This is a genomic window from Psychrobium sp. nBUS_13, assembly GCF_051201665.1.
GTDB lineage: Bacteria > Pseudomonadota > Gammaproteobacteria > Enterobacterales > Psychrobiaceae > Psychrobium.
The window spans coordinates 724292-746814 of the sequence record NZ_CP179210.1 but is presented as its reverse complement, the minus strand read 5'-3'; the positions used below and the strand labels follow the sequence as shown (position 1 = coordinate 746814).

Annotated in this window: 23 protein-coding genes; 12 read left to right on the top strand and 11 right to left on the bottom strand. The window is 39.8% G+C overall.

Going from position 1 to position 22523, the window contains the following annotated elements:
* Positions 1–58 precede the first annotated feature (58 nt).
* Positions 59–1157, bottom strand: a protein-coding gene (prfB, locus tag ACMAZF_RS03435) for a peptide chain release factor 2 (RefSeq protein WP_435276086.1) whose coding sequence is annotated in 2 segments (ribosomal slippage) — positions 59–1021 and positions 1023–1157 — 1098 coding nt in all. Because the reading frame shifts where the segments join, the coding sequence is not laid out codon by codon here.
* 240 nt (positions 1158–1397) lie between these two features.
* Between prfB and ACMAZF_RS03430 the strand changes: the two genes are divergently transcribed.
* The 3 genes from ACMAZF_RS03430 to ACMAZF_RS03420 are packed head-to-tail and all read left to right on the top strand — an operon-like array spanning position 1398 to position 3571.
* Complete coding sequence (locus tag ACMAZF_RS03430) at positions 1398–1721, top strand: hypothetical protein (protein ID WP_435276085.1); 324 nt, start codon at positions 1398–1400, stop codon at positions 1719–1721.
* A 2-nt stretch (positions 1722–1723) separates the two neighbouring features.
* On the top strand, positions 1724–1975 hold the full coding sequence (locus tag ACMAZF_RS03425) for a hypothetical protein (RefSeq protein WP_435276084.1): 252 nt from the start codon (positions 1724–1726) through the stop codon (positions 1973–1975).
* Positions 1976–1990: 15 nt separating this feature from the next.
* Complete coding sequence (locus tag ACMAZF_RS03420) at positions 1991–3571, top strand: PepSY-associated TM helix domain-containing protein (protein ID WP_435276083.1); 1581 nt, start codon at positions 1991–1993, stop codon at positions 3569–3571.
* Between the two features lie 70 nt (positions 3572–3641).
* Here the strand turns inward: ACMAZF_RS03420 and ACMAZF_RS03415 are convergent, their stop codons facing one another.
* The 6 genes from ACMAZF_RS03415 to ACMAZF_RS03390 all read right to left on the bottom strand — a co-directional run bounded on the left by ACMAZF_RS03415 (position 3642) and on the right by ACMAZF_RS03390 (position 10920).
* A complete protein-coding gene (locus ACMAZF_RS03415; protein WP_435276082.1) occupies positions 3642–4073 on the bottom strand; it encodes a DUF6491 family protein in 432 nt (143 codons plus the stop codon).
* A 16-nt stretch (positions 4074–4089) separates the two neighbouring features.
* On the bottom strand, positions 4090–5829 hold the full coding sequence (recJ, locus tag ACMAZF_RS03410; RefSeq protein WP_435277170.1) for a single-stranded-DNA-specific exonuclease RecJ: 1740 nt from the start codon (positions 5827–5829) through the stop codon (positions 4090–4092).
* A 98-nt stretch (positions 5830–5927) separates the two neighbouring features.
* The gene (locus ACMAZF_RS03405) at positions 5928–6866 is read right to left on the bottom strand and encodes a nucleoside hydrolase (RefSeq protein ID WP_435276081.1); all 939 of its coding nucleotides are present in this window, start codon (positions 6864–6866) and stop codon (positions 5928–5930) included.
* Positions 6859–7755 carry a ribokinase gene (locus ACMAZF_RS03400; RefSeq protein WP_435276080.1) on the bottom strand — a complete coding sequence of 299 codons (897 nt, stop codon included), beginning with the start codon at positions 7753–7755 and terminating at the stop codon, positions 6859–6861. The genes ACMAZF_RS03405 and ACMAZF_RS03400 overlap by 8 nt, the downstream gene beginning before the upstream one ends.
* 168 nt (positions 7756–7923) lie before the next feature.
* Positions 7924–9798, bottom strand: coding sequence for a methyl-accepting chemotaxis protein (locus ACMAZF_RS03395; protein WP_435276079.1), 1875 nt, complete (start codon positions 9796–9798; stop codon positions 7924–7926).
* A 42-nt stretch (positions 9799–9840) separates the two neighbouring features.
* Positions 9841–10920: a porin gene (locus ACMAZF_RS03390; protein ID WP_435276078.1), complete on the bottom strand. Its 1080-nt coding sequence runs from the start codon at positions 10918–10920 to the stop codon at positions 9841–9843.
* Positions 10921–11338: 418 nt separating this feature from the next.
* Between ACMAZF_RS03390 and ACMAZF_RS03385 the strand changes: the two genes are divergently transcribed.
* The 8 genes from ACMAZF_RS03385 (at position 11339) to ACMAZF_RS03350 (ending at position 15803) form a co-directional block, all read left to right on the top strand.
* On the top strand, positions 11339–11545 hold the full coding sequence (locus tag ACMAZF_RS03385) for a hypothetical protein (RefSeq protein ID WP_435276077.1): 207 nt from the start codon (positions 11339–11341) through the stop codon (positions 11543–11545).
* Between the two features lie 2 nt (positions 11546–11547).
* Entirely contained in the window at positions 11548–11784 is a 237-nt protein-coding gene (locus tag ACMAZF_RS03380) for a DUF2798 domain-containing protein (protein WP_435276076.1), read from the top strand.
* 66 nt (positions 11785–11850) lie between these two features.
* On the top strand, positions 11851–14034 hold the full coding sequence (locus tag ACMAZF_RS03375) for a hypothetical protein (RefSeq protein ID WP_435276075.1): 2184 nt from the start codon (positions 11851–11853) through the stop codon (positions 14032–14034).
* Between the two features lie 67 nt (positions 14035–14101).
* Positions 14102–14776, top strand: a complete 675-nt coding sequence (locus tag ACMAZF_RS03370) for a response regulator transcription factor (protein ID WP_435276074.1) — start codon at positions 14102–14104, stop codon at positions 14774–14776.
* 102 nt (positions 14777–14878) lie between these two features.
* The gene (locus ACMAZF_RS03365; RefSeq protein ID WP_435276073.1) at positions 14879–15064 is read left to right on the top strand and encodes a helix-turn-helix domain-containing protein; all 186 of its coding nucleotides are present in this window, start codon (positions 14879–14881) and stop codon (positions 15062–15064) included.
* The gene (locus ACMAZF_RS03360; protein WP_435276072.1) at positions 15064–15279 is read left to right on the top strand and encodes a hypothetical protein; all 216 of its coding nucleotides are present in this window, start codon (positions 15064–15066) and stop codon (positions 15277–15279) included. Before ACMAZF_RS03365 ends, ACMAZF_RS03360 begins: the two co-directional genes overlap by 1 nt.
* A 24-nt stretch (positions 15280–15303) precedes the next feature.
* A complete protein-coding gene (locus tag ACMAZF_RS03355) occupies positions 15304–15531 on the top strand; it encodes a hypothetical protein (protein WP_435276071.1) in 228 nt (75 codons plus the stop codon).
* Between the two features lie 71 nt (positions 15532–15602).
* A complete protein-coding gene (locus tag ACMAZF_RS03350; RefSeq protein WP_435276070.1) occupies positions 15603–15803 on the top strand; it encodes a hypothetical protein in 201 nt (66 codons plus the stop codon).
* Positions 15804–15919: 116 nt separating this feature from the next.
* Here the strand turns inward: ACMAZF_RS03350 and dsbC are convergent, their stop codons facing one another.
* The 4 genes from dsbC to ACMAZF_RS03330 all read right to left on the bottom strand — a co-directional run bounded on the left by dsbC (position 15920) and on the right by ACMAZF_RS03330 (position 21877).
* On the bottom strand, positions 15920–16651 hold the full coding sequence (gene dsbC, locus ACMAZF_RS03345) for a bifunctional protein-disulfide isomerase/oxidoreductase DsbC (protein ID WP_435276069.1): 732 nt from the start codon (positions 16649–16651) through the stop codon (positions 15920–15922).
* A 3-nt stretch (positions 16652–16654) separates the two neighbouring features.
* Positions 16655–17746: an alanine racemase gene (gene alr, locus ACMAZF_RS03340; RefSeq protein ID WP_435276068.1), complete on the bottom strand. Its 1092-nt coding sequence runs from the start codon at positions 17744–17746 to the stop codon at positions 16655–16657.
* The gene (gene dnaB / locus ACMAZF_RS03335) at positions 17746–19161 is read right to left on the bottom strand and encodes a replicative DNA helicase (RefSeq protein ID WP_435276067.1); all 1416 of its coding nucleotides are present in this window, start codon (positions 19159–19161) and stop codon (positions 17746–17748) included. Before dnaB ends, alr begins: the two co-directional genes overlap by 1 nt.
* Before the next feature lie 340 nt (positions 19162–19501).
* Positions 19502–21877, bottom strand: coding sequence for a TonB-dependent receptor (locus tag ACMAZF_RS03330; protein ID WP_435276066.1), 2376 nt, complete (start codon positions 21875–21877; stop codon positions 19502–19504).
* A gap of 429 nt (positions 21878–22306) precedes the next feature.
* Between ACMAZF_RS03330 and ACMAZF_RS03325 the strand changes: the two genes are divergently transcribed.
* Entirely contained in the window at positions 22307–22516 is a 210-nt protein-coding gene (locus ACMAZF_RS03325) for a hypothetical protein (protein WP_435276065.1), read from the top strand.
* Positions 22517–22523 lie beyond the last annotated feature (7 nt).

The following is a 22523-nucleotide window of genomic DNA, read 5'->3' as shown; positions in this document are numbered from 1 at the left end:
GTTATTAACACATTTAATATTTGGAGATTAACGCGTATGCATTAATCAATTATAATTTTTACAAGCCTTGTTTGAGGCTGGCTTCGATGAATTTATCTAGGTTGCCGTCAAGTACAGATCCAGTATTAGAGCTTTCAATGCCTGTTCTTAAATCTTTAATACGTGATGCATCTAATACGTAAGAGCGAATTTGGCTGCCCCAACCGATATCGGCTTTACCGTCTTCTAGGACCTGTTTGTCTTCGTTCTGCTTATCAATTTCTAATTCGTATAACTTAGCTTTTAGCTGCTTCATCGCTGACGCACGGTTTTTATGTTGCGAGCGGTCACTTTGACACTGAACAACGGTGTTCGTCGGTAAGTGAGTAATACGAATCGCTGAATCTGTTTTATTAACGTGCTGCCCACCTGCGCCTGATGCGCGATAAGTATCAACGCGAAGATCTGCTGGATTAATATCGATTTCAATATCATCATCAATTTCAGGATAAACAAACGCTGAGCAAAATGATGTATGGCGACGAGAGCTTGAATCGAATGGCGATTTGCGTACTAAACGATGAACGCCGCTTTCTGTGCGGAGCCAACCGTGAGCAAATTCACCAGCAAATTTGATTGTTGCACCTTTAATGCCTGCAACATCACCAGCAGTTACTTCAACCAGCTCAACTTTAAAGCCTTTCGCTTCGCCCCAACGCAGGTACATTCGTAATACCATTTCCGCCCAATCTTGAGCTTCGGTACCACCTGAGCCTGATTGAATATCCATGTAGCAATCATTTTCATCATTCTTACCGCTAAACATACGACGAAATTCTAATTTTTCTAACAGTTGCTCTAAATCATTTAGTTCTGACTGAGCTTCATCAAAAGTTTCTTGATCTTCTGCTTCAATTGCAAGTTCCAGTAATCCTTCGACATCTTCGAGTCCAGATTCCATTGAATCAATGGTATTGACGATAGCTTCAAGACTTGAACGTTCTTTCCCCAACGCTTGCGCACGCTCAGGTTCATTCCAAACAGCTCGAATCTTCTAATTCACGGGACACTTCGACAAGACGTTCACTGTTGTGATCATAGTCGAGGTAGTCACGTAGGATATTGGAACGCCCACGGAGATCGTCAATTTTATTTTTAATCGGGTTTACTTCGAACATTTAGGTAACTTCACCGCTGCAATTGAAAATAATGCTAAAAAAAGCCGCCCATTCTAACCAATAAATTTTCAAATATATAGCACTAACCCCACAATTTACGCTAACAAGACCGCGCAACTGCGCATAAAAAAATTCACACGAGCTGAGAGGGAATACAAATAACCCAAATAAAGACTGGTATTAATTTGAACAACCACTTAAAATAACTCGCAATCAAAAATCATTATCATTAACACTACTATGTTTATTACAGGGTTAGCGCTCACTTTAATGTGGGTAGGTGGAATTTGTAGTTATCTCAGCAATGACAAACAGTCTTTGCTAAAAAACAAGCTTTCACCCGTCATTGGATGGGTTGTACTAATTGGCGCCATATTCTTTAGCAGCATGTTGTTTAGTCAATTTTACGCGCCAGTTACGTCAGTTATATTTAGCATTGGCGCACTGTTATTTAATTGGATACTCATTACGCTATTGGCAGGTCATTGGCCTCAAAAGCCCATAAGCGTGAGTGCTGTCGGCTTAGTTTTTGTTGTTTTATTCGCTCAATTTGGAGGAGCTTAATCATGTGGTCCAAATCAGCAATAGCCATTGTCGGTGGATGCATACTGTCTATTTCTTTTATGCTTAATCTCAACTTCCTAATGCCTTTACAAGTCGATACTCGCTTGTTCATTGGCTTGTTATTTTCTTTTCCTATGTGGGTTGGCATTATGGTTTGGTGTTATGCCAGCGATTCGTTTAAGCAAGCAGCAAAACGTTGCACAGCGTTATTTATCCCCTCAGCAATGTTCAATGCATTCTTCTTATTTAGCTAACAGCGAAAACATCACATGAATAAAGAATTTATCAAACGATTAACCCTAGCCCACGGCTGGTTGGGACTTATTTTTTCTGGCTTACTATTTATTATCTTTTTCGCAGGCTCTATCGCGCTATTTCGTCAAGAAATCACTAATTGGTCAATGCAGCCTCATTTTCCGGTAACACAAGGAGAGCAAATAAGCGTCGAAAAAGCACTGAAAATAGCGCTTAAAGGACGAGATTATGATGCCAAAGAGCACATAACACTTGTTTTACCCTCTGCCGAAAATCGTTACTTTCAAGCTGTTGTTGATATTCAAAATCGCCCCGTTGAGCCGCATTATGATTATGTGCATATCGATCCCGTTTCTGGAGAAATAGTTAGTGAAGGTGGTCAGTTTGAACTAGCGGAGTTTATTTATCACCTCCATTACGATCTCAATATCCCCCAAGGAAAATATGTTTTAGGTTTTGTTACTTTATTTTTCTTATTCGCCCTAATTTCAGGCATATTTATCCACGCGAGAAAGTTTTTCAGTAATTTTTTCCAGTACCGTGCCGGCAACCACAAGCGTAGCCAGTTACTAGATATGCACAACGTTGTCGGGGTTGTTAGTTTACCGTTCACGCTTATGTACGCCATTAGTGGCCTAATATTCAACTTGGTTATTATCTATCAAGTAGCCTTCGCAATTACTGTTTATAAGGGAGACGGCGAAGCGCTATTAAAAGATGCGGGATTCGCCACTATAGCACCTGTTTGGCAGGACAAACCGACATCACGAGTTAACCTTGATGAATTAATCCAAAAGGTTACCGATGATTATCAATTAGCACCGCGTACCGTTAGGCTCTATAACTACGGTGACGAAAGTGGGTTAGTTCAATTATTTTCAAAAGATAATTCAGAGCTAACGGTTAATTACAATAATACTTATTCACTGGCTACTGGTGAAATGACTATACAGTCTGACAGTCGTGATCCAAATTCACTAATGGTTGGTACTGGCGTGCTAAGAAAACTTCACTATGGAAATTACGCTTCACTTGATTTGCGATTTATTTACTTATTCTTAGGTTTTGCAGTGTGTGCGCTAATACTCACCGGCAATCTTTTGTGGCTAGAAAAACGTGAAAAACAGCGTAACTTCTCAGCTCGAACCTTAACTATTGCTCGCTACGTTACCTTAGTAAGTAGTGCAGGTATTATGGTATCAACCGCTATGGCATTTATTGTTGAACGTTTAATGCCTGCGACATTAGCCGAACGAGGACACTTAATTGGTACTGCATTTTGGTCCTTCTTAGCATTGTGCGCACTTATTTATGCATTGCCAATGATTCGTAAAAATTATCGATTAGCCCTACAACGTTCTTTATATCTCTGTGGATTTGGATGCATTGTCGCGGTAGTTATCGGCTACGTGCTTTACGGAAAAACAATGCTTGCTTTAATTAGTGTTAATGACTATTCAACACTTGCCGTCGATATAGCCTTAATTGTTAGTGCTCTTGTATTGTCATTCGTGGCCAAAAAGCTTAACACAACTCAAATTCAAGCAGAAGATGAGCCATCAGAAACGTCATCGAACTTAGCCGCCGCGAAATAGAGTAATTCCTTATCAATAAGAAAAAAGCCCTTAACATTTACATGTTAAGGGCTTTTTTATACTGTAAACATTATTTGTCGAGCGGTTTACCAATAGCAAGTATTGCCTTGTGTTGCTCATCAGAAACAGGGTAGATGTCTTTGATATAACATTTAAAATTCGGGTATTCGGGAACAGAAAACGCATCAAAGTTTTTAGAGAGTTGATACGTTGTTGTTTGATGCGTAATGAGCGTTTGTGCATAATCCAATTCTTGGCAACGCCCTTTAAACTCAATAACATATCGTTTTTTAAACGGGCTTTTAATCGCAATATAACGATCCGTTAATGATTGCCAGTTATTCATTTTAAAGTTATTAACGCGCTTTACGGCACTAATTTCATTGTCACTGAAATATGCTTGATAAGCTTCATTCTTTTCTTGACGAGACAATGTGTCAGGATTTGTCGCACAACCAGCGGTTATTAAAACCAATGTGCTTAATGCTAGAAGTTTTTTCATGATAGATACCTCACCTTTATGAGTTTATAGGAGCAATGTGTTCAACCATTAATTGAACAGACTGTTTATGTCTAAATTCGTTCACATCTAGCTTATATGCAACGTCAACCCATTGAATATTAGGATTGGGCCATGTTTCAAGATCAACATTAAATGCGATAGCATCCACTACTAATGCACTATTCTCAGGTTCAAGAACCAGTTTTAAGTGTTTTTCCCCCACTAAACGCTGCTGCACAACTCTAAACTTGCCATCAAAACAAGGCTCTATAAAACCTTGTCCCCATGGCCCTGCTCCCCGCAACAAACTAGCAATGTCCAAATTAATTTCAGAAGACAATAACTCGCCATCTGTCATAATTTTTCCACTGAGTTGTTCAGTAGATAATGTTGCTTTCGCTTGCGCCTCAAATAGCGTCGCAAAGCGTGGATAATCTTCCTCTTTAATGGACAACCCAGCCGCCATCGCATGTCCACCAAATTTTAAAATGATACCGGGCGCCAATGTGTTTATTCTTTCCAATAAATCGCGTAAATGTAAGCCTTCAATAGAACGGCCTGAGCCTTTTAACTCACCATCGCCAGCATCAGCGAATACAATCACCGGACGGTGAAATTTTTCTTTAATACGAGAGGCGACAATACCGCTGACACCTTGGTGCCATTGTGGATGAAACAATGCAAAAGCATACGGAATTTCACCGCCGTCTTGAGTAAAAGGCAACTGTTCAATAATCTTTAATGCTTCTTGCTGCATGCCCGCTTCGATACTTCGACGATCTTTATTAAAGCCATCAAGTTCAGACGCGATCTCTCGAGCACGATGTTCGTTGTCTGTTAACAAACATTCAATGCCTAATGACATATCATCAAGCCGTCCAGCAGCGTTTAGTCGAGGACCAATAGCAAAGCCCATATCACTAGCAACAACACGACTGAGATTACGCTTGCCAATTTCTAACAACGCTTTGATACCAGGGCGAGTTCGGCCGGCTTTAATTCGAGCTAATCCTTGCTCCACTAATATGCGATTATTGTTATCTAATATAACAACATCGGCAACGGTTCCCAGGGCCACAATATCTAAAAACTCTGCCATATTTGGCTCTTCAAGCCCATGGCTAACAAAATAGTTCTCTTTTCGCATTGCTGCTCGTAACGCCAACATCACATAAAACGCGACACCAACACCAGCAAGGTTTTTACTCGTAAATTCACAATCAGGTTGATTAGGATTAACAATGGCATCAGCTTGGGGTAATTCATCACCAGCCAAATGGTGATCCGTCACTATAACGGTCATTCCTAGCGCCTTGGCGTGCTTTATGCCATCGATAGATGAAATACCATTATCAACAGTCATAATGACCTGGGTTCCTTGTTGATGGGCAATATCAACAATAGGTACTGATAGTCCATAACCAAAATCAAATCGGTTAGGCACAATATAATCAACATGCTTGGCGCCAAATCGGCGTAATGTCAGCATAGACAAGGCAGTAGATGTTGCACCATCGGCGTCAAAATCGCCGACAATGGTAATTTTTTGGTAATTTACAATGGCTTTAAATAGCAGTTGAGCCGCAATATCTGCATCTTTTAACGTCGAAGGGTTAATGAGATTTTTAAGTTGATAGGCCAAATCTTGACTAGAGTTTATTCCTCTACTGGCATAAATTCGCTGCAGCAAAGGTTGATTTAAAAAGCTTAAGTGAGAGTGGTCAACTTGAGGGCGACGTTGGACAATAGTGCTCATCATTTACCTTGTAAAATTGCATAAAAAGCCAGCACACCATAACATGGTGGCTGACTTGTTAACATCAATAGCCTGTTATTTATTGTTAATTAAGGTTATCAGCTAAAAACAGATTTAATTAAATTAAGCGCTCTTTGGCTATCAACTTCAAGACAAGTATTAGTAACCGGTCTATTTTCCCAAAAATCTAACGCAAATGTTTGTTCCGGTTTAGCTGTAATCGTTTGCCCAATGCCAACACCCTCAACGGCAACACGGATAACTCGATCTTCGGTTTTAAAAATGTCAGGTTGTAATGCATAGATAATAGTTGATGCATCATGAACAAAACACCCTTTAATTCCGAATGTTTTATAGTAAAAATCAAAATAGAATTGCGTCGCTTGATATAAAAAGTCGCCTTCTTTACCGTTATTATCACGAATATGTGTTAACAGTTCATTATCCATAATCACCTGATGTGTAACATCAAGTCCAATCATGGTCACTGGCCATGAGGCGCCAAAAACAAGATCAGCAGCATGAGGATCGTTAATAATATTCGCTTCAGCTACTGGTGTAACATTACCTTTCTCTTCTGCCGCACCGCCCATTAAAATGACTTCGTCAACTAAATCAACAATACTTGGATCAATCTCTAATGCTTGCGCAAAATTTCCTAAAGGCCCCAGTGCCACTAGCGACACTTCGTTGGGATATTGATGAACCATATCCACGATTAACTGAGCGGCGCTGCGCTTGTCAGCTTTGCTTGTCGACGCAGGCCAATTGATATTGCCAAACCCGTCACTACCGTGTACAAAATCAGGTGGTGCTAATGCAGGTGCGGCGATTGGTGTTGCAACGCCCTGAGCGACAGGAATATTACGGTCGGCTAGTTCTAATAATGTCAGGGCGTTTTTAGTCGCCAAATCGACCGCAACATTACCAAAAGTCGTTGTTAGTGCTAATACATTCAGCTCTTTTGACTTAAGCGCCAACATAATTGCCATTGCATCATCAATGCCCGGATCCGTATCAATAATAATCTTACGCATTGTGTTGCTCCATAAAGTCGGCCACTTGAGATAAGGTGGGAATTGCACTTGATGCGCCATGTTCCATAACACACAGTGCCGATGCGGCGCAGGCTTGTCGTAGTGTATCTTCAATACTAAGTGATGACTGTAAACCCGCTAACGCATAACCAATAAATGTATCGCCGGCAGCGGTTGTGTCAACTGCATCTACTTTAAACGCCGACACTTCTGTAATTTCGCCTTGGTGCAGATAACGAACACCTTGGCTACCTAGCGTCAGGATAATCTGCAAGTTTGGATAGTTTGTTTGTAGTGATGCCTGCGCTAATGCAACAGAATCTACGTCGCATAAATCCATCGCTTCGACTTCGTTAACGATCAATAAATCAATGTCATTAATTAACGGTTTCACTATCTCTGCATTCATCGGCGCAGGATTGAAAGCGACGGATAAACCAAAATGCTTAGCTCTTCTAACAATCAAGTCAATATTGTTGGTTTCATTTTGCAATAACACCCAATCTTCTTCATTTGCTTGTGATAACACGTCATCAATTTGCGCTAAGCTCAGTTCATGGTTTGCACCTGCAAACAGCACTATAGCGTTTTCAGCATCATCATTAACCTGAATAATCGCATGACCTGTTGGCACATCGGACAATACAACGTGCTTAGTACTCACATCGCTATCATTCAATGTATTTAATAAAACAGAGTCTGTTTTTGAAATGGCACCGACATGTTGCACACTACATTGTGCACGACCAAGCGCGATAGACTGATTTGCCCCTTTACCGCCAAGCACTTGTTGGTAGTTATTTGAGGTCATGGTTTCGCCAGGGCGAACAAAATGAGAAACGCGATAAACATGGTCTATGTTTATCGAACCGAAATTATAAACAATCATAAAAATCCTTAATTCAAGAACTTCCTAAGCGAATGCCACTAAGATAAGTTGTTTGAACATAACATGCTATTTAGATTAGCAAAAAGGATGGGATTAAAACCTTGAGCAGGCTCCCAAAACACCTTTATAAAAAATAAAAGTGTTTGGGAGATAAGAAAAGTGAACTGATTAGATGGTAAAACGACTTAATAGACCATGTTGTTTTTGGGTAACTTCGCGTTGCTCACCCATTGCAGCATTCGTTGTTTGCGCATTATCAACCACTTGTTGAGACAAGTCTTTAATATTAGTCGTGTTGCGGTTTACTTCTTCTGCCACCAAACTTTGCTCTTGCGCTGCAGAAGCAATTTGCAAGTTCATTTCGGTAATTTCGTTGATGGCTTTACTAATACTAGTTAGCGCTTCATTAGCTGCCTGCGCTTTATCAACACATTGTGTCGCCTCTTCTTGCGACTGAGACATCACGTTTGCAACCGACATAGAACCTTGTTGCAATACATCAATCATATTTTTAATTTCAGACGTTGATTCTTGAGTCCGTTGAGCCAGATTACGTACTTCATCTGCAACAACAGCGAAACCACGTCCCTGTTCACCAGCACGCGCAGCCTCAATAGCAGCGTTAAGCGCTAATAAATTCGTTTGTTCTGCAATACCGTTAATCACCGATAAGATAGTTTCAATAGAAGCTGTTGACTCTTCTAACTGTTTAACCTCGCTAACTGCCTCTTCGATATGACGAGATAATGACAAAATAGACTCTGAAGTATCACTAACAATGCCAGCACCTTCCTGTGCAGCGATATCAGCTTCAGAGGCAGAGTCCGCAGCTTGCTTAGCATAACCAGAAACTTCCAACGCCGTTGATGACATTTCATTCATCGCTGTCGCCAGTTGCTCTAGCTCTGATAATTGCTGATGCATTGCATTAACAGCTTCTTCAGCACCTTGAGTCGTTTTTTCAGCGTTATGAGAAATGTCTGTCGCTAACGATTTACAGTCTCCAATAAGTGATTGCAAATTAATAACAAAGGAATTAAATCCTCGCGCTAATGTCGCAAACTCAACATCACCAGAGGTCGATAAACGCTGAGTTAAGTCTCCATCACCACCAGCAATATCTTGCATTGCCGTTGATATTTCATCTAATGGACGCATTAAGCGTTTAATCAGCGCTAGCATGGCAATAATGCCAAAAATCAATGCGGCAGTTGAATACATGATAGCTTGGCTGCGCAAAGATGAGGCCAATGCATTCAATTGCTCTTCATCAATCGCCACACCAAGGTACCAATCTACACCTTCAACTTTTTTAAATTTGGTCATCCACAATTTGTCATCGCGTTCAACATACTCGAATTCGTTGCCTGTTAAATTCAACGAACGACCAAAGTAGTCGTTCATCATTTTTCCGTTGAAGCTCACTTCTGGATGAGAAATTATTTGGCCATCACTACTCACTAAAAATGTATAGCCAGATTTTAGAATCGCAACTTTATTCAGAATGTCGCCGAGACCCGATAAGCTAACATCTAAAAACATCGCACCGTGAAAACTGCCATTCTTATTCATTGGAATGCCCATTGAAACCACAATTTCATTGGTCACGGAATCAGGGTATGGCGCGGTATAAATAATCTTATTAGCTCTTTTGGCTTCGATGTACCATGGACGAGTACGAGAATCGTAGTCAGGAGCGGGATTCCAATTGGGGTCGTTATCGACAATACTGCCATCTGATTCAAATCCAACGCCAGCTAAAATAAAGGTTTCTCGAACAGCAGGCTTAGTATAGACACGTTCGATATTTTCATTGGAAATATCATCTTCAATTAAGTCCATCACATAGCCACCAACAATCTTCTTACCTTGCATAATGCTGGCGATATTTTCGGATACCCCATTACTGATTTCATCAATACTATCTGAAACCATTTCGTCGAGACTGGATTTCACATTAAGATATTGATTTAATGACAATAAACTTAACGATAACAACAAAATAATAGATGTTGCACCGACTAATTTAAATTTAAATTGCATAATACTCTCCTGTGTAGATTGAGACCGACCAATCTACGATGCCTATTGCCACTTTATTGAAAAATTATATTTAAGGCCAATACTAATAGCCGTTGAATCTTGATCATAATCAAATGCTTTACGGAGCACTTCACCATGAATTTGGAAATTATCTGAAAGATGATGCTCTAAGGTGACATTAAAGCCATGATGGCTATTATTCACAACTTCCGGCATATCATTATCAAGATGGAAATACCCTAATTTAGCGGTATATGCTTTCGATAGTGAATAAGCCATAGAGACATCGACCGTTGTTTGCTTTGAGTCTAAGCCAGCAACAACATCAAGATCGCGTTCTTGCCATGCTGCTGCGAGGTAGAATCCATTATCAAATCGATTAGCAAAAGAAACTGCAACCGTATCTGCGGTGCTGCCAACTAAATTGGCGTTACTGTCGTCTGCAAAATCTTGCGTGAGATAAGCTGCCGCGATATGTAAATCATTATGATCATAGGATAATCCGACGTTTACCATATCCGCATCATCATTTGATTCAAAACCATTAAATTGCGCACTAGCGAGAATTGATAAGTTATTCCATGATTTTTTATAACTAACCATGTTATTTACAAAGAAAGGACTGTAATTGTCGTAGGCAAAAGGAGCATTGGCGTGATTAAAAATATCGACGTACTCAGCAATCAATAAATATTGTACTGGGCGTTGCTTACCAATAGCGACTCGACCATAGGGGCTATCAAAACCTACATAAGCACGACGAGACTTTCCAAAATCACCATTATTTGAAATATCTATCGACCATTCACCATGACCAATTGCTGTCCAGCCATTCGCTAATTCATGCTCAAAATAGAATCCAGCATGAGATAAAAAGTCCGTTACGTCAGTTTTATTTGAATCGTCTTGATCAACCTGCGTTAAACTCGGTCGTAAGGTGCCGTAGAACTTCCCACTTGATTTATCATTAGACTGTTTTGTAGGTTTCGCTTGCTGATTCTCTAACGCTGTAAGTCGCTTTTTAAGCTGTTCTATTTCTGCATCACCAGCTAAGGAATAGCCTGAAGTGGCAGCCAATATGCTACCGGTAATCAAAAGCCATGGCTTTATAGATTTGATCATAGTCCCTCCTTGATTGGGTAAGCTAAGTTAATAATAGCGCTTAATTAGTTAAATGAAGTTTAAATAACAATATTTATAGCGATGTAACTGAGCGGCCTTGCTATGTTCTTTTTTAGATATCCATATCTGTAATTATTTTTATTACTTACGAATACAATGTATTGATGTGTACCCATGTAAACAATGCGATATCATGAGAATACTAAATTCAGTATTTAAAAATTTAGTTAGGAAAAATTATTATGACTCTTTTTTGTTTTAATTCTCAACTATTAACTAGCTCATCCGACGTCAAGGTTTCCAATAGGAAACATTTCCACAGCTAATAAACATTTACTTTAATGAGTTCAAGTGCCAAATGGTAAGACGTCATTTATCGTAGTAAACTGTCGCTTACATTAACTGTTCAGACTCTCCCATGACAAAGCTAGATTTTTCATTCATCAACAAAGAAGCGGCGGCCTCTTTTAACCAACAACGTAACCTCATCAAAAAGGTCCTAAAAGGGCAAAAAGTTCTTTGTGAGCAATGTAATCAACCTGTTTTAATGACCAATTCAGATAAGGAGCAAGTAAGTATTGGATGTTCTAAAGGCTGTACGAATATTGATATGGACAAAGATTAAATATGAGCTATCAGATTAAGTTTCGTCTAGCCGTCGCGGCATTAATGTCATTCTTTATGGCATCAATAATGAGTGGGTGTATTATGGCTACCCACTTCTCGCCACTAAAATTACCATTTTACAGCGCTTGGTTTGACGCGTTTATTTTTGCTTGGCCAATAGCATTTCCAGTTGCCTTTCTTGTTTCTCCGATTGCATTTAAAATTGCAACAAAAATATTACCACCCCCAGTGACATAAAGCTTGCAGCTTGTCTTATTTTTAGCTGTAATCAAATGAATCAAACTCATAGATTAAGACGGCGTTTTGAAGAAAACTTTAGAGTACAGTGTTTGGATAGCGATAGTAGCTGCCATTGCTATTGTTACCTACCAATGGCGCTGGTTTTCCCCCTTAAGCATTACCAATATTGTTGCTGTAGAATCAGCTACCACACCACAACAATCCGCCATTTATAAACCATCATGGTCTGTTGAATTAGCAACAAATACACTCGCAATCTCAGAAAATAGCCAATACAGTCTACCGCTTAACATTTATGGTATTGCAGTTGATGATATTGAGTTTCGTTCTTCGTCAATTGAGGGAATAAGATTAGCCCGAGATAATAAAAATATAATTATTAGCGTCGATAAAGTTAACTTTTCCACTGCGACATTAACGCTTATTTTTCAGTCCAATCATATCAGGCAAGCAAAGCAGCTGACTTTAATAAATGAAACATCAGCTAAAGTGTCAGAAGCGTCAACAGCATTTAAAATACTCGATAATAATTATGAAATGGCCTCTCTCAGCGGCACACTATCTTTTGACAGATTAACGTTCATCGAATCTGAAATTGACGATGTCATTGCCTATCATTTCAATCCAGATCAACCGAGTCAACAGCCACTGCGTTTTATGCGTTTGAATCTACGTGACAGCGATGACCAAATTGTTGCAAGTACCTATACCGACGAATTTGGTTATTACGATTTTTCAATTCTAGCGACCGACGACAACTATCAACTCGAAGTGCTTTCACAAATGATTACGCAAGATAATCATGAGAATAGTACTCTAACCCAAGTCATCAATCCTGGCAGTGCGTATCCTGAGCGAACAAATCAGCAAGGGATCTATTTTGTTCGCTCCGAACCGCAACCGTTATTTCCTGGTAACAATGAATACGATATGCATCTCACCACAGGATGGCACTTCACCTTACGAGAGTTTGAGCCTCAATATAGTTATGCACAACCTTTTGCAATTTTAGATACCTTAGCCAAAGGCTTTAACTATCTTTCACAACAAGACATCGCTGTTACACCTGAGAAGACATCTCTAACCGTCCATTGGAGTCAAGATCCGCAAATTACCAAAACCTCAACGGGATCTTACTCTTCGAAAAAAAATCGTATTTATATAAGTGGTACTAACGCACTCGATACTCAGCAGCTCCCCATCAGCACCATATCTGAATGGAACGAACATACAATTTTGCATGAGTTTGGACATTATTACATGCAGCAAATAGTTGGTAGAGATGATTCTCAAGCAGGACATCACACAGCCTTTGGATTTGGTTCATTAACCCTCGCATTTTCAGAAGGTGTTGCTAGCGCACTTGCTAAAACCGTTCTACAAAACTGGCATGATAAACGTGTCAGTTTTGATGCCGATAAAAAGCGATTTGTTGTCAACACACAGGCGATTATTCATCAATCAAGGCTTGAAAAACAACGTCAGTTAAAAAACATTAACGGAGAACTTTATCAGCGCCCCTCATTTGATTACTCTCCTTTTATCGAGCAGACCATTAGCTATTTTATTCTATCGATAATCGATCCAAACGCCCCCTATAGCTTGCGTACGAATAAACTTTTTGATGTCATAGGATTCAATGGATTTCACCAATCTATGTTAAACTTAACTGATGACAAAGCCTTGACGACTATCTATAGCCTCGCCCACCAACTCAAACAAGATCATCCTCATCAGCAATTAACCATTGACGACTTAGGCCAACAACTCGATTTACTATTTGATGATCAATGGGGAAATAATCAATTGCCTTTAGATTCCCATATCATTGGCTCCAATCAACACTTACTCTCTGGGCTTGTTCAATATCCGTTTTACCTAACATTATCTTTGGATAAACCAAATGACATTTCATTTAATGGCGCCTTACAATCAATATCAAAAATGCGCCCTGGTACGCTGCGATATTTACAATTCACCGCCCCACATGACGGCATCATTGAAATCATTATTCCAGATATCATCGAAGACGGAATTAGACATCAGTTTTCATTTAACATTCTGTCGTCAGGCCAACGGATTGCGTCATCAAAAAACTATAAAGAACAACAACTGCAAGCGTTGGCGTTTAGGGCCTCTCAAGATGACACCTACGTCATTCGAGTGTTTGACCAAGCCTATCAAGATAACAAGCAAATTGCCGATCAAATCATTACGACAAAAGTTACCGCATATTACAGGCGATAGGGTGTTGACTTTTTTTTGACTATTGGCGCAGTAAACTCATTCAACTTTTCATTATTTAGAAATTATTATGAGTACTATCAGAGTATTGATTGTTGAACGCTGTATCCAATCAACCATAGACATTAGCAATTATCTTAGCGATAGCAACATTGAATTAGACTTTGCCTATCATGGCATTAGTACACTAGAGCCCATTATCAAAAATGAATACGACATCCTGATCCTAGATGCTTGTATTACCAAGCTAGATGCTTTGTCATTATCAAAGAAATTACGCCAGCAACTATTTTCTAGCATGCCGATAATTGTATTAAGTAAACAAACTGAACTTGCCTTTAAAGTGCAATGTTTTGAAGCAGGTGTAGATGATGTCATTGCCAAACCCTGTGCGCCACAAGAGCTTTACTATCGTATATTAGCCATGGCAAAGCGCGGTCCACTGCGCGGAATTGGTCAGCAGAAAATTGCAGATTTAAGTGTCGATTACAATGCCGCAACGACTACTCGCGGCACGCGAAAAATCAAACTCCACCAAATGCAAATGAAGATAATCAAAGTGCTGGCTCAGCATTATCCGAATACCGTTTCTCGTGAAGTGTTAGAACAAGAGATCTGGTCAGGCGCTCTGCCAGAAAGTTCACCACTTCGAACGCATATCTATCGATTACGCCAGAACCTTAAAAACCAACTAGACCGAGACATCATCAGTACGGTTTACGCTAAAGGTTACAAAATAGCGTAAAAACGCGTTATTTTATGACTCACTTTTACGCAGTCTCAAGACAGTGTTTTTGGTTTAGCATGACAAAATCGCCCTGAGCCAAGTGCATAGGCATGTAAATTATTGATCGAGAAATCTCAAGCATTGGCAACCAGACAAGAAATTGAACACGTATTATGGGCAGATGATATGCCAGACCAAGACATCCTGCGTAAGCATATTTATCAACTTCGCAGTAAAGTAGATAAACCCTTTGCACAGGAGTTAATACAAACAGTGCCTAAGCTTGGTTACAGGATAAGTGCTTAATGATGAATAAACTCCAACCATTTAGTCGAAAAATTGCCAAGATATTTGTCACTATCGCTGCTTGCTTATTAGCGTTTTACTCACTCGTTGTTGAGCTTACTGTTCATTATGCAGAAAATCTAAATAGCCAAACTCGTTTATCTGTCATTGCACCATCTAACGTTGTTCGAAGGGTCCTCTCAAGAGCAACAAATCCAAGTCAGCCCCATAAATAGCATATATATAGTCATTATCATCTTTTGCCTCAACACGTAAAAGAATTAGTAGAGCCAGCATGGACAGGTATGACGCATCATACCGTTGATGGCAGCGAACTAGAATTTAGTATCTATGCAACGACAAATAGTCAAGGTCGAATTGTATACGCGATTGAAGACACAACTAATATTGAGTGGGATGATAATGATTTCTTGATCGTGGAAATTATGCTGCTGTTTTTTGGTATTATTTTATACCAATTGCATTAAGTAAGTGATCTTGTTGTGCGTAGAGAAAATCAGCTAAAACAAGGCGCTCGATTGACTAATAGCTGGCTATTATGATTGAGAGCAACGCCATTTTAGTTAATTTTGTATCAAGTACAAGTGGGCAAATATTTAATGCAATTGGTATAATCAGTAATTTACTGCTCAATGCCATTAATTGCAGCATCAATGGCAACGTGACTCTTATGGTAAGTCAGCGAAATATTAGTGTGATTGATAATGGCGTTGGTTTAAACAAAAAGCCGTGGTTATGAAGGGTTTGGTATTGGGCTGAACGTCGTGCAAGATATTTGTAAAAAGTATCAATGGCAGTTTTCCTTGGTTAATAATGAAACCCAAGGTTACACTGCCACTGTCACATTTGAGCCAACTACTGAAGAATATTAAGTAACTCTTGTGGCGGGCGATATCCCACTAACAAACTACCATTATCTAAAACAATTGATGGCGTTGCATTTACGCCAAACTCAACACCCAATTGATAGTGTTCAGGAACTTTATTGGCACAATAATTTTGCGCAATTTTAGTACCCGCTTTTAACTCGTCCATCGCTTTGTGTTGATCATCGCTACACCATAATGATTGCATAGCAGTCCACGCAGGGTAACCTTCGCCGCCACGTGGAAATGCCATGTAACGTACAGTAATTCCTAGCGCATTATATTGAGACATTTCACGGTGCATTTTTCGGCAATAGCCACAATCGACATCAGTAAATACAGTCACTTGATGCTTTTCATTTTTCGCTTTATAAACGATCATCGACGGCTCATAGCTGGTCATTTTAGCTAACCGCATTTTCCCCATGGATACTTCAGTTAAGTCTTCAAAACCATTACGCGCATCAAACAAACTGCCTCGAACAATATATTGAGCATCGGCGGTGGTATAAAAAATGCCCCGTTCAGTCATAACTTCAAATAAATCATTAATCGGAGTCTTTTTAATGCTATCAATGCGAAGCCCTAATGTGTCAGTTACCGCTAATTTCACGCTCTGTAATTGAGCAGCATTAGCGTCTTTTTCTGTTTTATTTTCGCCATGTGCTGCCACACTCAGGCTTACTGCCACTAGCAACGCAGTAATGTTTAAGAATTTCATCCTTTACTCCACAAACTTAATATCAACTCGCGATGTGAGTTGAAGTATCAATTCATAACAAATGGTATCAGACCATTGTGCGATTTCTTCGACGGGAAGCTGCGGCCCCCACATAATAACGGGATCGCCACAACTCACCTGATGCTCAGTTCCTAAATCGACGGTCACCATATCCATCGAAACACGGCCAACAATGGGGTAACGCTTGCCATTGATCAGTACGGGTGTTCCCGCCTTAGCATGACGTGGATAACCGTCACCATATCCAATCGCGATAACCGCTAACTGCGTATCTTGCTCTGCTTGCCAATGGGCGCCATAACCAACATTTTCGCCCTTTGTCAGCGGCTTAATTGCAATGACACTAGTACTCAGAGTCATCGCCGCAATAAAATCATCTTGCTCACCGATGCGATTTATCATTGGTGAACATCCATAAAGCAATAAACCTGGACGCACCCAATCCGCATGAGATTCAGGCCAAGCGAGAATACCAGCCGAATTAGCTAATGTTAACTCACCATCATGTGGCTCAACCAAGGTATAAAACTGCGACATTTGTTCACTAGTAAAGCGATTTTCTAGATCATCTGCGCACGAGAAATGAGTCATAAAATTGATTTGAGGGTCAACAAAACTCAGTACATTAATACGCGCTAATGCCTCATTAAATTGGCTTGGCGAAATGCCTAATCGATTCATCCCCGTATCAATTTTAAGCCAAACTTTTAAGTTCGCCGTTAATGCTAAATGTTCTTTAGCAAAAGTTTCGAGCTGACTAATTTGTTCAAGGCTGTGGATCACCGTTTGAATGTCATGTTCAATTAACAAATCAATATCAACGGTATCGAAAAAGCCTTCCATCAATAAAATCGGCGTAGTGAAACTAGCGTTTCTAAGCTCTAAAGCCTCTTCTAAACGTGCAACGCCAAACGCATCGGAATCTGCCAAAATACGCGCCATTTCTAACACGCCGTGGCCGTAGGCATTAGCCTTTAAGACACTAATAACTCGACTCGTTTTTACAATGGATTTTATGCGTTTAAAATTATGACGCACTGCCTTGCGGCTAATAACCGCGTTAACTGCGCTCATTAATATTCATCATCAAACGCTGGTCCCGCATAATTATCAAAACGAGAGAATTGGCCTTGGAAAGTCAGACGACATTTACCGATAGGACCATTACGCTGCTTACCAATAATGATTTCTGCGGTGCCCTTTTCTTGGCTATCATCGTTATAAACTTCATCACGATAAATAAACATGATTAAATCAGCATCCTGCTCAATCGCTCCAGATTCACGTAAATCCGAGTTAATTGGGCGCTTATCGGCACGTTGTTCTAGACCACGGTTAAGCTGAGATAGCGCAATAACAGGACATTTCAATTCTTTCGCCAGCGCTTTTAATGAACGAGAAATCTCAGAAATTTCCAAGGTACGATTGTCTGACAACGCAGGCACTTGCATTAATTGAAGGTAATCAATCATGATCATAGAAACGCCGCCATGTTCACGGGCAATACGACGCGATCGCGAACGTACCTCTGTTGGTGTTAAACCTGACGAATCATCAATGTACATCTTACCTTGTTCAAGTAATAGTCCCATGGTTGATGATACTCGCGCCCAATCATCATCTTCTAATTGTCCGGTACGCACTTTCGTTTGGTCGACCCGCCCCAATGACGCTAACATTCTCATCATAATCGATTCAGATGGCATCTCTAACGAATAAATAATCACTGGTAGATCTTCATTCATTGCAGCGTACTCAGCCAAGTTCATCGCAAAGGTTGTTTTACCCATCGATGGACGCGCTGCAACAATGATCAAATCTGATTCTTGGAAGCCAGAAGTCATCTTATCTAAATCATCGTAACCACTTGAAACACCTGTAATACCATCGTTTGGCGAGTTATATAACTCTTCGATTTTATCAATGGTTGCACCAAGAATTTGTTTAATATCTTGTGGGCCTTCCGATGAATTGGTACGACTTTCAGCAATTTTAAAGACTTTACCTTCGGCAAAATCAAGCAATTGTGCACTGTCTCGCCCTTCAGGTTCAAAACCCGCTTCAGCAATTTCATTCGCCACACCAATCATGTCACGGACAACAGCACGTTCGCGTACGATCGTTGCGTATGCAGCAATATTCGCTGCACTTGGCGTGTTTTTAGCCATTTCACCGATATACGCAAAACCGCCCACGGTGTCCAATTCATTTTCACGTTCTAATGCTTCAGATAGCGTAACCAAATCAATGGGGTTACCATGCTCAATCAAATCCGCCATGTACTTAAAAATAACGCGGTGATCACGACGATAGAAATCTTCGGCAACCACTAATTCAGACACGCGATCCCACGCATCATTATCGAGCATCAGGCCACCAAGCACCGACTGTTCAGCTTCTAATGAATGAGGCGGAACCTTCAGCGCTTCAATTTGAGCGTCAGTTTTCGGCAATGTTTGTTTCTTAGGTTTAAAAGGTGCTTGAGCCATGTTCACATATCATCTTCATTTCAATGAAGTCATTATCTAAATAAAGTTAGCGATAAGCAATAAGCGATTTAATAGCACCCGACATAATTGTATTTTTGTTTCATATTAAGAACTATTACAACGTAATTATTGGGTTTATCCGAGAGTAATACCAATAACAAGAGAATTTAGCAAAGGAAAACTGCACAGAAAATTAACGCTTAAACTAGACCCTCAATCAGCGTTATTTAGTGCATTAGGAATGTGTAGATGATATTGCACGATCCATCTAGTTAACTAGATGGATATTTGTAAGAGTGCTGCACCTAAGGTGCAGCACTTGAGGAGTAATGAAAAAACGTTAGAACGCGCCTTGCAAGCTCAAGCTAATTTGACGAGGATTACCTAAACTGTGCCTTTCCACTCGCCCTTTTCTACCGAATGCGGCGCCCGAAATATACTCTTTATCAAGTATATTTTTTCCTATCAAATAAATGCCTACAGAGTCCCACTCATAGCCAATTTTCATATTAACTAGCGTTCGACTATCATTACGTAAATCAAAGCCAATATCACCCTTTCTTAATCCTGTAATGTAAGGATTAGTATCGGCGTTTGAACTTTCAGCATAATTAGCACTGATGCTCGCAAAAATACCTTTTCCATTTTCATAAGTTGCGCCTAAATTTGCCGTTAACTCAGGTGAATCTGCAAAACTTCTCCCGGTTAAGTCAAACACAGTCGGTGTGCTATTGGTTGGAATAGTAATAACAAAATCTGTAAATTGTGTTTTTGCTTGTCCAATCGATGCCGAGAGTTCTAGCTCAGTTGATAATTGATAAAACGCCTCTAATTCAAAGCCTTTAACTTTCGAGCTACCCGCATTTTTAGTTTCTGTGTCAAACGAATTCCCTGAAAGTTGTACATTAACTTGTTGATCTTTCCAATCAACATAAAAGGCGTTCGCATTAAGCATTAAGTCACCATCCAACCAGAATGAACGCAATGAAAACTCGTAATTAGTGGTGGACTCTGAATCAAACTTAAAGGGGGTTGATTTTGCAGTGTTAACGCCAACACCGCCTGAACGATAGCCTTTTTGAAAAGTCACACTCGTCGTTAAGTCATCATTCCACATATAACTAACACCAAGTTTTGGAATTATTTCGTTAAAACTAGCGCCCGCTAGAGGCGTTACTTTACTTGCATCATCGACATAAGCCACTAACTGCGCATTAATACCACCAATAAGTTGATTTAATGGTGCAGGGTAATTACTTGGATTAGGCATGTCAGCTATGTTATCAACACTAACACTTTGAGTACTGGCATTATCTTGTGTTTCACGATCCCATCGAAATCCAGTGAACACATTCCACTGTTCATTTATTTCGTAGTTAAAATCAGCAAATATAGCTGATGATTCAATCTCTTCATTGCCCTTATTGTTCGTTTCAATTTTTGCAGGATCAAAAGCGGAGTATTGACTGATGACATAATCAGCCGTAGGTTGAGCTAAACCAAAGCGTTTCACCAGTGAAGCACTTGTAAGATCTAATGACCTTAAAGCAACACTGTTTTTTCCACCATATTTGAAATCCATATCTTGCTCAAAGTAATACGCCCCTATTAAGCCCGTGAGTTTATCTCCATTGAATGTCAGTCTGAATTCTTGGCTTAATGTGTTGTCAGTTCCATCATTAAATCGTGTACCACCGCTCTCTGGTCCATTGTCACTATCGTAATTACCTCTACTATATGTTACATCTGAATAGGTAGACACTGAGGTCATACTCCAAACGTCACTTAATGGGTAGTTTATTTCTAATGTCATTATGTCAGTTTCATAAGAAAATGATTGCGTATCATTATTCGTAATAATACGTTGCTTATATGGGTCTCCCCCTAAAGGAACATCGACGCTATCAATACCTGTATCTGTCGTCGCTCTGGTAAAGCTTAATTGCGCTGATAGCCCCGCAATTACACTGGGCGTATATAGAAACTTTAAACGATATAGCTCCTCATTTTTAAAATCAGCGTCTTCTTGGCGAGTAATATTGTAATTGTAGCCATCAAAGTTTTCGTTTTCAGCACTAAAACGAAATGCCAGCTGATCCTCAATAAGACTACCACCAGCGGCAATAGCAACTTCTTGCTCACCATTTTCACCAACTTGTATGCGGTACTTACCATTCCATTCATGTGATGGTGCCGTTGTTGTCAAAACAATAGCGCCAGCTAGTGCATTACGCCCTTGTAAAGTTGATTGTGGCCCTCGAAGTATTTCTATTTGATTAGCATCCCAGGTTGAAAAACCATTACGAATAAGCCTTTCAGGAAAAGCGGCACCGTCAACATAAACACTAGCTAAAGCGCTAGAACCTGATCCTGAAACATTAAAAGCGTCTATCCCACGAATGTTAAAACTGCCGTTACTTGTAGAATGTACGTTTGCTGCTTCAAACAAGACTTCACTAATTTCGCCTAAATTTTGTTGGGCTAATTTATCGACACTAAATACAGCAATACTTGCTGGAGTTTCTTGCAGTGTTCTAGAAATTTTCTGACCAGTTACAACGATCTTTTCATACTTCTGTTTTTCAGCGTCCGGCCCCGGAGTCTGCTCTGCAACAGCATTAAATGTGAAGAATGAGCCTAAAGCAATACTGATTGCCGAAGCGACTTTAGAATGACGAAGCGAAAGTGCTGATTGACGCTTAGCGAAGAGTTTCATTGTTGTTCCTTTTAAATGACTAATTGTTTGTAATCTATACCTAATTAATCGAATCATCAGGCAATGACTAACAACGGGAACGCAATAATAGTAATAACCAATCTCATTTGCAATAGCGTTTTATTTTTATTATGAAGAAATATATTACCTACAAAAAGTACGTATTTAGTAATCTAGCGTTACAACGGCCAAACTAACATTCACAGCTTTCAGTATACTTTGAAACTTCATTTGTTATGCTATGTATAAAACTTATCAAGGAAGAAAAAATGATACCAATTGCATTAAGTAAGTGATCTTGTTGTGCGTAGAGAAAATCAGCTAAAACAAGGCGCTCGATTGACTAATAGCTGGCTATTAGGATTGAGAGCAACGCCATTTTAGTTAATTTTAACAAGTACAAGTGGGCAAATATTTAATGCAATTGGTATGACAGATTCAACGCCCAACGAAACTAAGTACATTATCGATCGTATTCTGCATTGGTCAGCCGCATTGCTAATGCAGGGAATGGTGTCGACTATGGACGCTGAAATCCACTCGACAGACTACACAATCAAAGGTGCGGTACTTCATAAGCAAGATGCCATCAATATACATTTGATGATGGGATTAGGACTACTAACGCTAATTATTTGACGTATAT